Below are 12871 nucleotides of genomic sequence, written 5' to 3'. Positions count from 1 at the left end.
CGGCCTGTCCGCGCCGGGATTTTTTATCTCCATCCTTTGCCGGAATGAACAGACCGATATTGGGGATGAAAGGATTGACATCGGTGAAATTGGTATTGATCAGAATGAAGTCACCGTACAGGTTGCGCAGATGTTCTACTTCCGCTGCAAAGTAGGCGCGCATTTCCGGCCGCAGGATATCTCCACGCGGGTTTCCGGTCAGATGGACAGGCAGATTTTCCGGAAACTGCGGATAGTGCTGGAGCAAATCAACATTTTCCTGTCCCCAGGCAAAAACATGAGAAACATTCCTGATCGTGTCGGGAGACAGTCGCAATGTGTAATAGGTGTCGGCCGGCGGATGAACCAGCGCTTCCTCCTCCCAGGCAACGATTTCGTGCCCAAGCATACGAATGATCCTGAACATGGAACTGCTCAGGCTGCGCATACTTTTTGCCAGATAGATGCCGCGTGGCAGTGATGCAATTTCAAAATGAACGAAAGCACGCGAGCCGATGATCACCGGGAACCCGCGTTCGGCGGCTACGCAAGCCAGCAGGAGCTTTGCATCCAGCTCGCGCACCTGGTTTTCGACGGGAATGATAAGGGTTGAAGCAGAAGTAGCAGCCATGTTCGGTCAGATCGGAATAGGTTGACAGTAAAAAGCCCGGGGGAACCAGCAGATGATTTACCTGGAATGCACACCATTATTAAATATTCAGGCGCTAAAGGGAACGATTATTACCCGGCTTGGACTGCCTGGAATCCGCCTGAAGACTGATTTTTCTGAATTTTCCCGAAGGCTGTTTTTTTCTGGTGGCTTTTCCTGACGGGCTTCCCTGGCAGTTTTCCCTAGAGGCCTGTTTTCTCCAGAAATGCCAGTGCAGACCAGAACCCTTCTCCTTTATTTTTGTGGCCTTGCCAGATCTCGGGTATGAACTGCACCCCGGAAGCGTACCGGTTCAACTGATCGCGCAGCAGAATAAAATCCACGTCACCATGGCCAATCTGTACCCCTTCACCATCCACCCCTCTGGCATCCACTATATGCAGATGAACGGTATGAGGCAGCACTTTTCTGAGAAACGCACTGAAATCCCACTGGTAATAGTTGCAGGCCATCATGGAGTGCGAAACATCGAGGCAAATATGGTGACCGGTTTTTTCACAGAAAATCGCAATTTCATCCGGATCGACAAACAGGTTATGGTGGCTCTGCCCCCCAAAGTGCCAGGGAAAAGGCGGCATGGTCTGAATAGCCAGCTGAACAGCACTCAAATCAATTTCATCCAGCGCTTTGGCCACTCTGTCATACAGTTCCGCACGTGCTTCAACCGGCAGGAAATTTTGCGGTGTCCAGCCTCCGGCATTGAGTACCAGTACCGGCTTCGGTGTCGCCGGGAAATACGGGCGTAACCTGGCTGCTACAGTTACCGTGCGTTTCAGTTCGGCAATGGAATGTGCCCGGTAATCCGCATCATCGCTTGCCAGATCAAGAATATGATCCCCAGCGAACAATTCCGGACTGTGCACAGCGTAGCCGATTGGCAGCGGATCACAGAAATAGTCGGACAGTTTGACATCCAGATCGTGATAGCTCAGATGAAATTCGACGAAGTCGATCTTCATTCCCTCGATCAGGGCCTGATAATCGTGATAGCGCGCCGGAATTCCGTATGGACGGGAAAAGGTGTAGTGCTGTTTTTTGGCTGATTGCGGGGTGATGTCCGTTTCAAAGAAAAAATCCCCGGCCCTGAAATCACGCAGTGCCACCTTGCCCACCAGTTCATCGATGCGATTGGGCTGCAGGCCCTGTCCGGGGCTTTTTACTGTGATCATGCTGCGCCTGATGAGCTGTCCTTGCAGCAGATCACAATTGATTACCAGACTTTTTGCCAGGTTTTCACGATTGATCATTTCTCCCTGGGATAGCGCCCGTTCACCCCCTTGTCCCATGGCTTCTTCTATATTGCGAATCTGTCGCACCATTTCCGCAAATTCTTCCGGCAACAGACTGACTTTATGGTCGTTGCCTTCCATGTTACGGTTGACGGTAAAGTGCTTTTCCACAATACGGGCACCGAGGGCAACGGCAGCCAGGGGTACCGCAAACCCGCGTTCGTGACCGGAATAACCGACCACGGTGCCTGCCAGCTGTTTCAGGTGCGGCAGATAGTTGAGATTGACATCCTTGAAAGGGGCAGGATAGGTCGAATTGCAGTGCAGCAGGGCAAAGGGCGCCCCCAGCCGGCGCAACAGGCTTACTGAACCCCTGATTTCCGCTTCTGAACTCATTCCCGTGGAGCAGATCAGCGGCTTGCCTGTTTTAGCCAGTGTTTCCAGCATTTCATAGTTGGTAAAATCGGCCGAAGCCACTTTAAAAGCTTCCAATCCGTATTCGTCCAGTACACGAACACTCACCAGATCCCAGGGAGTGCACAGTGGCAGAATACCTTGCTGCCTGCAGTAGTCGAATACCTGGCAGAGCTCGTCATGGCTCAGCTGGAACTTATTGAGCAGATCCAGGGTGTATTGTGATCCCAGGTCATAGCCCGCTTCCGCATTCCTGCCCTGATTGGAATACAGGGAGGAGAGGTCCCGCATCTGGAATTTGACACAATCCGCTCCTGCCTCTACTGCCAGATTTACCAGTTCTTTCGCAAGGCCAATGTCACCATTGTGGTTGTTACCAACCTCGGCGATGACAAATGCAGGGGTCTGGTCAGCGATCAGGAAATCTCCGATCTGAAGCCCGGTAGCTGATTTTCTTGCCAGGGCAACAAAGCGCCCCTGTTCATCGGTCAGCGGAATGATGTCGCATTTATGATCAAAATAATCTGCAATCTGATTTTGTGATTCGGCAACGGGCCGGGCGATAAAATTACGGTTCATTACATGATCAACCGGCAGATTCAGATCAAATTCAGTTGCCTGGGTCATCCAGCGCCGTACATCACCATCACTGACCGCCCCGATCAATACTCCGTTATCCTGCACGACAAAAACGATCCGTGACTGGTTGTCATTGATACGTTTCAGGGCATCCAGAATACTGTCCCCGGAAAAAACCAGATGATCCTTGATCTTTTTTTCAATACGCATGCTGCAAATCCTGTTTGACGGAGGAAGTGACTGCCGGCTTTGTATGACAGAACGGAATATAAAAATTCATCTTTCTTTGACTCTGAATATGCCACATTGCTTGAGATTCCGGTGATACCGCTTATGGAACGAATAGCTATGCCTTATACCACTGTTTTATCACCCCGGCGGATTTTCTGCCCTGATCCCGGCTACAGTAATTCCCCTTTAAACAAAAAGGCCGGACTGTAAACATTTTTCACGGTTTATGTACACCAGGCACGCTTAAACAGTAGAATTACCCGCCACGGTTTTACCTGTCACGTTTCACTATTTTCCAGTTGGGAAAACGGGTAGCCGGTTTGCAAATACCGACTTTCAGTATCACCAGAACCTGGCCCTGTTCAAATATTCTGTCTGATTTATCGATTTGACACACTCTGTCCCATGCTGATCTATTCACTCATCCCCGCGCGGGGAGGGTCCAAAGGTGTACCGCATAAAAATATCCGGCTGTTATGCGGCAAGCCGCTGATTACCCATTCAATTGAAATTTCGCTCAAATCCCCTTCCGTTCAGAGAACGTTTGTCAGCACTGATTCGGAGAAGATCGCGGAAGTGGCGAGAAATGCCGGTGCAGAAGTACCCTTTCTGAGGCCGGCCGATCTGGCACAGGATGATACGCGCGATCTGCCGGTATTCCTGCATTTTCTGGACTGGCTGGAGCAAAACCATATCCCTCTTCCCGATGCCATTTTCCAGTTTAGACCCACCTCCCCTGCACGCAGGATTGAAAAAATAGAGGAAGCAGCCGAGCTTCTGAAAAAATATCCGGATGCCGATTCTGTTCGTGGCGTGACCAGACCGGCACAAAATCCTTACAAGATGTGGACTATTGATGACAATGGTTTTATGCGGGCTCTGCTGAATATTCCCGGTATTCCGGAGCCCTTTAACGAGCCAAGGCAGCGTTTACCAGAAGTCTACTGGCAGGTGGGTTATCTGGATCTGATACGCACCCGCACAATTCTGGAAAAAAAATCCCTCACAGGGACCCGCATACTGCCATTACAGATCGAGAGCAGAGATTCGATTGATATCGACGATGAATTTTCATTTCAGCTGGCCGAATTTCTGATGGAAAAACGGGGAATCATCCTGTGAGCACTTCGGCTTTGAAAGCTTTGGTGGTAGGGCTTGGCTCCATCGGAGTCAGACATCTTAATAATCTGCATGCACTCGGAGTTCGGGAACTGGGCGCAGTACGCACCCGCAATCTGCCGCCTCCTGCACAGATCGTTCCGAAAAATGTAGCGCTATTTCAGAATCTTGATCAGGCACTCAAGCAAAATTTTGACCTGGTGGTGGTGGCCAACCCGACTTCATTACACCTGAAAACCCTTACCAGGGCGCTCAGGGCCGGATGCCATGTCTATGTGGAAAAACCTGTCGCACATGAAAAGCGGCATCTGTCCGAGCTGATGCGCTGTGTTGATCCGCGCGGGCCTCGCGTGCTGGTTGGTTGCCAGCTCAGGATGCATCCGGGATTACGGAAGATCGAAGAATGGATACAGCAGGGCAGACTGGGAAAAATCTATTCCGTACAGGTCGATCTGGGCGAATATCTGCCTGACTGGCATCCGTGGGAAGATTACCGGCAAAGTTATGCGGCACGGGCTGATCAGGGAGGAGGCGTCATACTTACACTGATCCATGAGCTGGATTATCTGCACTGGCTTTTCGGCAAACCCAGGAGTGTCTTTGCCATCGGAGGGCATCGAACTTCGCTGGAAGTGACGGCAGAAGACACGGCGCTCATCTCATTCGAAACGGAGCAGGGGATCTGTGTTCAGCTTCGCATGGATTACTGGCGCAAACCACCGGTTCGGCATATGAATATTGTTGCTGAGAAAGCCGTTGTCGACTGGGATTATCCATCGCGCCTCACTACGCTGAAACAAAATGGATATCTCCTGGAGGAAGTCACTCTGGCACCTTCCTGGGATCGGAATGAACTTTTTCTGGGCATGATGAAAGAGTTCATCGAAGGTATTCCCGGTGCATCAGCGCCGCGAGTCACTTTGCAGGAGGGTATTAATGTACTGAATACAGCACTTGCAGCCAGAAAATCTCTTCAAACCGGACGGCAGATCAAATTATGAACCAACCTTATAAAGGCACTCCTTTTGACCTGACCGGGCGCGCCGTTCTCATCAGTGGTGCAACCGGCCTTCTCGGTACGGAATTCGCTTTTGCCGCTGCTTCAGCCGGTGCAGATCTGGTACTGGGTGATCTGGATAGCAACAGACTGGAATCATTGAAAAATGAAATAATTGCTTCCTGCCCGGGGGCGCGCGTTCTGGTACAGGTGCTGGATGTCACCTGTGCGGATTCATGCCAATCCATCGCACAATCATGTGAAAACCAGTTTGGCCGGATTGACGGGGTGGTTCACAGTGCCGCGATCGACCCGAAATTCGAACAGGGTTCTGATACATCCCGATTCTCAAAATTTACTGAATTTCCCCTGGCGCTTTGGCAGACTTCTCTGGATGTCAATCTGACAGGCGCATTCCAGCTTGCTCAGGCCACCTGCAGAATAATGGAGAAATCCGGCAAGGGATCTATCATTTTTCTCGGATCCAATTACGGTCTCGTAGGACCGGATCAGCGCATCTACAAAAAAGCCGGGCAGGAGGCGCAGACGTATAAACCAGCGGTGTATTCGGTATGTAAGGCAGGATTGCTGGGGCTCACAAAATTTCTGGCTGCCTATTACATGAATACATCCATTCGTACCAATTTGCTTACCCCCAGTGGCGTCTGGAACAAACATGACCCCGAATTCACCGGTAACTATTCGTCACGAACCATCCTGGGGCGTATGTCAGAAAAAGATGAGTACCGTGGCGCAATCCTCTTTCTGCTTTCAGATGCATCCAGTTATATGACGGGCGCAAACCTGGTCATCGACGGCGGATGGACAGCACTGTAAATACTTTCTGTCATCCTCTGCCATCATTACCGAACTACCCCGGATTCTCCACAATAACCCAAAGCCTGCGTAACACTGATCGCTACTTTTCGTAGGGGGTTCCCGCCAGGCGATAGGCCTTGGCCGCACACAGAATGACCGGGAGCCCCGCGTGTCATGCGGGAAGCACAAATGAAAACGCCCAACCGAGAACAGTTGGGCGCTAAATTTTGGTGGTGCAGTATACCACCGATCCCGAACTCATCTCCCAAACCCCTGCGTAATCCCTCGGGCTAAAGCGGATTGTTTCGGGCGTTTGTCCGTTCCACGCCGAACCCGCAGGAGCGCGCTGAAGAGAACAAGAGTCACTTCAACCCGTACCACACACCGCGTCCGCTGCCGTGCTGCTCCAGATGGTTGCGCTCGGTCAGGTCGCGGAAGTGCTGTTTCAAGGTGTTGCGGCTCGCTCCGGTCAGTTTGATGGCATCCATCATCGTGACGCGCCCGTGCTCGCGGGCGAATTCCACGATCTGCAGAGACAGTTCGGGCAGCGCGGCCAGCACGATTTTTTCGCGCTCGACCTTCTTTTCCAGACGTCGAACCTGCTCGGCCAGCGAGCGCAAGAAGAACACCAGCCATGGCTGCCAGTTGGGAGCCTCCGTGCGGATGGTGCCCTGTGTCTGGCGCAGGGCCAGGTAATAGGCTTCCTTGTTCAGCTCGATCACACTCTCCAGCGAGCTGTACGGCACATAGGCGTAACCGGCCTGGATCAGCAGCAGTGTCGTCAGTACCCGGCTCAAACGCCCATTACCATCTTGGAAGGGGTGGATTTCCAGAAACACCACCACGAAGATCGCAATGATCAACAAGGGGTGCAGATACCCCTTGTCCCGCTCATCATTCACCCAGGACGCCAATTCGGCCATCAATCGTGGCGTATCAAACGGCGTGGTGGTCTCGAAGACGATCCCGATCTGTGTTCCGTTTTCATCGAAGGCAGCGACGCTGTTCGAATTGGTTTTGTACTGCCCCCGGTGGCGCGCATCCTTTTCGCTGTGGCGCAGCAGGATCTGGTGCAGTTGCTTGATGTGGTTCTCGTTGAACGGGATGTCCTGCCACGAGCTGAACACCAGATCCATCAACTCGGCGTAACCGGCTACCTCCTGCTCGTCGCGGGTTTCGAAGGACTGAATGGCCAGGTTGGAGAGCAGACGCTCCACCTCTCGATCAGTCAGCTTGCTGCCCTCGATACGGGTGCTTGATCCGATGCTTTCGATGGTCGCGACCCGCCGCAGCGCTGAAAGACGCTCGGGCGCGAGCGTTCCCAAGGCCCGCCATGCGCCTTTGAATTCGTCGATCCGGGCAATCAGGCTCAGGATCTCGGGGGTGATCTGGAGTGCGTCTGAACGTAGCATGCAACCAATACTACACCCATTAACACCCATTTTAAAGCTGGCGGGCCTTTGAATGGGTGTAAATGGGTGCGTTTTTGGTTTGCGCTGAATTGAACGCGTTACACATCAGCTTCGTCAAGCTCGTAATAGCTGTCGTCGACACCCGCGCCAATGTCGAGCTCCATGTCGTTCATGAGGCAGACCCGTCCTGCCTTCCAGGCCCGTACAACGCCTTTGACCAGGATGCTGCCCCCGCTGAAAGGCTTGTCGGGGTCTTGATCCATGCCGACATTGCCTTCGACCGGGATCTCCCAAAACTCGCGGCAATCCTTCAGCGCCTCTTCGGGCTCAGTCGCCTCGAGGTAGGCCTCTTCGAAGTAGGCGTTGGTATTGGCGGCCGCGTCGGATACGGCATCGTGATCCATCACCGTGTCATTGGCAAACCGGCCTGCGACATCTTCGATGAAGTCGAGTGGGGTCAGGAAAACGGCTGGCGGCTCAGGATCATTCTTGATGGCGGTGGCAATCGCATCGGTGATTTGATCTGACGCCGCACCATAGCCGAAGGATGCTGCCCGGGCGGACAGGCCCGCCACGTCCAGGATGACGAAATCTGCCCCAGCAATACCGGGTGCTTCTTCGGTGGATGTCTGGATGGCCGCCAGACTGCCATACCCAAGGCTGGCTTCCAGCACAGTGGGAATTCCAATGGTCGGATGAAAACTTCAGGGTGCAGCGGGAAGACTTTTTTTGAGTCGCTCACAACTCGGGCGGGTGCCTGCGCAGAATTTTATGCCAGCGGATGAAAGGGCTCAACCTCAGATTGAGTGGTTGCTCGCATGCATGGGTGCACACCACTGTCGCCAGAATGCAACGCCATCGAAAAAATCCTGCGACAAAATGCCACATTGCTATTGACAGACCCCCCCCATTACAATTTTATAGTCCGTTTGCCATAAATAACCAATGACGAAGAAGAACAAAGCATGCAGGGAGTGCATCAGGACACTGTTGCCGATCTGGAAGAACACGTAGATACACCAGCCGCGCTGTGGCTCCTGGCGAGCCTGGCCGGTTTCTATCGCCAGCCGTTTGATGCCGAGCTGGTGATCAAACGTTTTCCGCCGCCGATCGATCTGCCCACGCTGATCGAGGCCCTGGACGCACTCGGTCTCAAGGCTGGGCTGGCGCACTGGCCCGAAGCGGGGCTGTCGGCGTTGCCGTTACCCGCCGTGGCGCTGCTGGCCGCCCCGGCTCCTGAAACCACCCACGGGTTCGCTGTCGAAGCGGCAAGCGCCACTTCACCCCAGCCGCCATCCCGCCCCACACTCACCCCGGCATTCATCGTCCAGCACGGCGACGATACCCTGGCTTGGGTCAAGCCCGGCCAGTCCGCACCGGAAACCGTGGCGCTCGATGCCGCCCGCGCCCAGGCCGCGCCGGTTCTGCTACTGGTGGCCCAGGCCGATCCGCCGGTATCTGAATCCGTCAGCCGCGCCGAATCACCCGAATCCCAGAAAAGGCCCTTCGGCTTCTCCTGGTTCGTGCCCGAGTTACTGCGCCACAAGCGCATCTGGCGCGACGTACTGTTCGCCAGCCTCGCCATCCAGCTCGTGGGGCTGGCCACGCCCCTGTTCACCCAGGTGATCATCGACAAGGTCATCGCCCACCATTCCGAAAGCACGCTCATCGTGCTGGGCGTGGCGCTGGTGGTGTTCATGCTCTTTACCAGCGGCATGAGTTGGTTGCGCCAATACTTGGTACTGCACACTGGTAGCCGAATCGATGCCGTGCTGGGTGAGAAGGTGCTGAAGCACCTGTTGCACCTGCCCTTGCCGTACTTCGAAGCGCGCCCTACCGGCACGCTGGTCGCACGCCTGCACGGTGTGGAGCAGTTGCGCGAATTCATCTCCGGCGCGGCGGTGAGCCTCGTGCTCGACCTGCCTTTCCTGCTGATCTTCTTGGCGGTGATGTTTTCCTATAGCTGGAAGCTCACTCTTATTGCACTGGGCATCATGGCGCTGATCGTCACAGCCAGCCTGTTCATGGTGCCAGTCTTCCGCGAACGGCTGGACAAGCAGTTCCTGCTCGGCGCGAGAAATCAAGCCTTCCTTACCGAGTACCTGGCGGGCATGGCCACGGTGAAATCCCTGCAACTGGAGCCGGACGTCGGCAAGCGTTACGGCACCTATCTGGCCCAGTACCTCTCGGCAGGTTTTGCCACCAAGCAGGTCGGCAACACCTACAACGTCGTGGCCAATGGGCTGGAGCAGGTAATGACACTCTCCATCCTCATCGTTGGCGCCTGGCTGGTGATGCAGCCCGAAGCGGGTATGACCGTGGGCATGCTGGTAGCCTTTCAGATGTTCGCCAGCCGGATGAGCCAGCCCCTGTTGCGCCTGGTCGGGCTGTGGCAGGAATTCCAGCAAGCCAGCATTTCCGTCAAGCGGCTGGGCGACATTCTGGATATGCCGCAGGAGCCCTTTACGCTCACGCCGCAGCGCGCCGCCGGCGGTGAAGGCCGGATCGACATCCGCGACGTGGGTTTCCGCTATTCCGAGCAGCACCCCTGGCTCTACCGCAACCTGAGTCTGGCCATCCCCACCGGCAAGCTCACCGTGTTGATGGGCCCCAGCGGCTGCGGCAAGAGCACGCTGGCCAAGCTAATACAGGGCTTCTACTGGCCGCAGGAAGGGCAGATCACCCTGGACGGGCGCGACATCCGCCAACTGGCCGCCAACGAACTGCGCGCCACCTTCGGCGTGGTGCCGCAGGAGACGGTGCTGTTCTCCGGCACGGTGTACGACAACCTGGTTATGGCCCACCCGCACGCGAGCTTCGAGGACGTGATCGCAGCCTGCAAAGCGGCGGAAATCCACGAGGTGATCGAGAAGCTGCCGCAGGGCTACCAAACCGAAATCGGCGAGCGCGGCACAGGGCTATCGGGCGGGCAGCGCCAGCGCATTGCGATTGCCCGCGCACTGCTCAAGCGCCCCAAGGTGTTGATCTTCGACGAGGCGATTTCCAATCTGGATCAGCAGACTGCCGAGCATTTCGCCCAGACCATCAACCGACTCAAGGGCAAGGTGACGATGATCTTCATCACACATCAGGTGCCCAAGGGCTTACAGGTGGATGAGGTGGTGAATAATGGGGCAGCATGCCATGCACATGAGTTTGGTAAAGGAGGATGTATGAGGATTGATGAGCGAATGCCTGTCTCGGCATACATGAGAGCTTTTATCAAAGAGTTAGATGGACAGGTATGGGCCTTTGTCTCCATCGTATCTTTGCTTGTGCTGATTGACGTATTGGCAGGTACACAATTTGTGCCAATCAGGGAGAGAGCCGACTTTGGGAAATCGCTCGTTCTACTGGCTTTTACCCCGCTGCTGTCGTTTTTGGTGATCACGATGCTTCGACAGTTGCCGCTTTCCTCAGGAAGATTTTCTGCCTGGATGCGTGCACTAGCTTGCTTGGGGATTTTTCTAATTCTTAATTTCTGAGGAAATCGCGATGAGTATTCTGCAAAAACTTGTGCAAATAACCGAGGGAGTGGAAGGACTGAATGGTGTTCATGAGGAACTCCAAAAGCTGGTCGAAGCTAATGGCGCCGCAGAAACTGCCGCCGCAGCAAGCCAGCTTGCAGCCGAACTGGCCATTACTACAGCGGTAACAGCGACTGTTCGCACTTCGATGTCCGCGCTTAGGCTGGGCCTCGCAGTCTCCGGGCAAATATGGAAATGGGAAGCGCTGTCTTGGGCTGCAGGAGCAACGAGCGGACTAACAGCCGGGGCCATCATCGATTGGGTAAATAAGCAAAATCTTGGAAGCAAACTGTACGACCTGTTGCACCCAAATGAGTTTGACCAGGCAAAGAAATGGACCTGGCCCCGCGACCCCATCATTCTCGACCTCGACGGCAACGGCCTCGAAACGGTCGGCCTTGCCAGCAACGTCTACTTCGACCACGACGGCGACGGTGTGCTCACCAAGACCGGCTGGGCCGGCAAGAACGACGCCCTCTTGGTCTGGGACCGCAACGCCAATGGCAGCATTGACACCGGCGCGGAGCTCTTCGGCGACTTCACCGCGCTGCCCAACGGCACACTCGCCCCCAACGGTTTTGCCGCACTCGCTGCGCTGGATAGCAATGGCGACGGCATCATTGATGCCTCCGACCCTGCCTTTGCCGAACTCAAGCTCTGGCGCGACGCTTCGCAAGACGGCCAGACCGGTACGGGCGAACTGATCTCGCTGGCGGACGCTGGCATCGTCTCGCTGAACCTCGCCAATACCCTCAAGAACCAGGGCTTGGTCAATGGCAACGTCTTGAGCCGCGAAGGCAGTTTCACCCGCGCCGATGGCACGACTGCCGCCATGGGCGAATTCCGCTTGGCCACCAGCACCTTCGACACCAAGTTCGCCGAACCGGTCGAAGTCCCCGAAGCCCTCAAGACTCTGCCCACCATGGGCGGTGCGGGCAATGTGCGCGAACTGCAACAGGCCGCCGCCCAGTCCGGCAGCGTGGCCGGTGTGTTGGCCCAGTTTCAGTCCGCCACCACCCGCGCCGAACAAAAGGCCTTGCTCGACCAGTTGATCACCGCCTGGGCCGACACCTCCGGCATGGCCAAGAGCCTGGAAGAACGTGCCGCAGGCAAATACCGCATCCAGTACGAAGCCTTTGGCAATGAACGGCGCTCAAGCAGCATCGACACCGCGGCCTTCGCAACAGTTTCCTCCGGCACCGTGGGCGGCAGTGGTGGCGGCGCTGCGCTGATGACTGACTTCGGCGGGATGTATCTCTCCGAGCACTACCGCAACCTGATCAGCGAGTGGAGCCGCAAGCTGCACGTGCTCGAAGCCTTCAACGGCCAGTACTTCTTCAACTTGCCGGAGAAGAAAAGCCAGACCGACAGCGCGAACTGGGGTTTGGCCATTTCGGCGGGCTCGGGCGGTGGCGGAAGCAGCGGCGGTACGGCGATGGCCATCGAGGCTTACCCCACCTTGCGCGTGAACTTCTCGCAGCCCCAGCTTGACCTGCTGCAGCAGGCCTACGACAGCCTGAAAGAAAGCGTTTACGCCAGCCTGGTGATGCAGACGCGCCTCAAGCCCTATCTCAACCAGATTGAACTCGTCATCGACGACAGCGGCCTGCGGCTCGATGCCACAACGTTGAACCAGACGCTCGCGGCTAAGAAAGCCGCCGATCCAGAGAACTATCTGGCCGACTTCCTCGACCTGGACCGTTACGCCAATAGTTTCCTCTCCAGCACCAACTGGCAGGGCCTGGCCGACTTCGATAGTCTCATCGAAACCCTGCCGCAGACGCAGACATTACGGCGCTGCTTAACGAATTCAAGATGCGTACCCTTACCGGAGACCACAAAAGTCAGTGCCAGTGGGGCGGCGACGAGTGTGCGAACGATGTGGCATGGAGGGT

At 55.4% G+C, this 12871-nt stretch carries 8 protein-coding genes and 1 pseudogene; 5 read left to right on the top strand and 4 right to left on the bottom strand.

The genetic code is table 11. The features are described from left to right. Both IT527_RS06640 and IT527_RS06635 read right to left on the bottom strand, forming a co-directional pair. Nucleotides 1-610, bottom strand: a 610-nt coding sequence (locus IT527_RS06640; RefSeq protein ID WP_363278098.1) for a surface carbohydrate biosynthesis protein, incomplete at its 3' end; no start/stop codon positions are given. Between the two features lie 221 nt (nucleotides 611-831). After that, complete coding sequence (locus IT527_RS06635; protein WP_292967745.1) at nucleotides 832-3081, bottom strand: N-acetylneuraminate synthase family protein; 2250 nt, start codon at nucleotides 3079-3081, stop codon at nucleotides 832-834. Between the two features lie 426 nt (nucleotides 3082-3507). Between IT527_RS06635 and IT527_RS06630 the strand changes: the two genes are divergently transcribed. The 3 genes from IT527_RS06630 to IT527_RS06620 are packed head-to-tail and all read left to right on the top strand — an operon-like array spanning nucleotide 3508 to nucleotide 6055. Further along, the gene (locus tag IT527_RS06630) at nucleotides 3508-4224 is read left to right on the top strand and encodes an acylneuraminate cytidylyltransferase family protein (RefSeq protein ID WP_292967744.1); all 717 of its coding nucleotides are present in this window, start codon (nucleotides 3508-3510) and stop codon (nucleotides 4222-4224) included. Further along, nucleotides 4221-5222 (top strand): Gfo/Idh/MocA family oxidoreductase, encoded by a 1002-nt coding sequence (locus IT527_RS06625; protein WP_292967743.1) that lies wholly within the window; start codon nucleotides 4221-4223, stop codon nucleotides 5220-5222. The genes IT527_RS06630 and IT527_RS06625 overlap by 4 nt, the downstream gene beginning before the upstream one ends. Next, nucleotides 5219-6055, top strand: a complete 837-nt coding sequence (locus IT527_RS06620) for an SDR family oxidoreductase (RefSeq protein ID WP_292967742.1) — start codon at nucleotides 5219-5221, stop codon at nucleotides 6053-6055. The genes IT527_RS06625 and IT527_RS06620 overlap by 4 nt, the downstream gene beginning before the upstream one ends. A 344-nt stretch (nucleotides 6056-6399) precedes the next feature. Here IT527_RS06620 and IT527_RS06615 read toward each other — a convergent pair whose 3' ends face one another. Together IT527_RS06615 and IT527_RS06610 are read right to left on the bottom strand one after the other, a co-directional pair. Then, entirely contained in the window at nucleotides 6400-7449 is a 1050-nt protein-coding gene (locus IT527_RS06615) for a Fic family protein (RefSeq protein ID WP_292967741.1), read from the bottom strand. A gap of 98 nt (nucleotides 7450-7547) precedes the next feature. Beyond that, nucleotides 7548-8123, bottom strand: a complete 576-nt coding sequence (locus IT527_RS06610) for a hypothetical protein (RefSeq protein ID WP_292967740.1) — start codon at nucleotides 8121-8123, stop codon at nucleotides 7548-7550. A gap of 300 nt (nucleotides 8124-8423) precedes the next feature. Between IT527_RS06610 and IT527_RS06605 the strand changes: the two genes are divergently transcribed. Next, nucleotides 8424-10934: a peptidase domain-containing ABC transporter gene (locus IT527_RS06605; RefSeq protein ID WP_292967739.1), complete on the top strand. Its 2511-nt coding sequence runs from the start codon at nucleotides 8424-8426 to the stop codon at nucleotides 10932-10934. A gap of 10 nt (nucleotides 10935-10944) precedes the next feature. Next, a pseudogene (locus tag IT527_RS06600) lies at nucleotides 10945-12871 on the top strand (hypothetical protein); the annotation flags it as partial.

This window comes from Nitrosomonas sp. (genome assembly GCF_020852615.1).
Taxonomy (GTDB): Bacteria; Pseudomonadota; Gammaproteobacteria; order Burkholderiales; family Nitrosomonadaceae; genus Nitrosomonas.
The sequence above is the reverse complement of the archived record's forward strand: the minus strand, read 5'-3'. Positions and strand labels throughout refer to the sequence as shown.

Bases quoted from the DNA above. Each gene is read 5' to 3' on its own strand.
- IT527_RS06620 (WP_292967742.1), top strand. From the start codon at position 5,219: ATGAACCAACCTTATAAAGGCACTCCTTTTGACCTGACCGGGCGCGCC.
- IT527_RS06630 (WP_292967744.1), top strand. From the start codon at position 3,508: ATGCTGATCTATTCACTCATCCCCGCGCGGGGAGGGTCCAAAGGTGTA.
- IT527_RS06635 (WP_292967745.1), bottom strand. From the start codon at position 3,081: ATGCGTATTGAAAAAAAGATCAAGGATCATCTGGTTTTTTCCGGGGAC.
- IT527_RS06615 (WP_292967741.1), bottom strand. From the start codon at position 7,449: ATGCTACGTTCAGACGCACTCCAGATCACCCCCGAGATCCTGAGCCTG.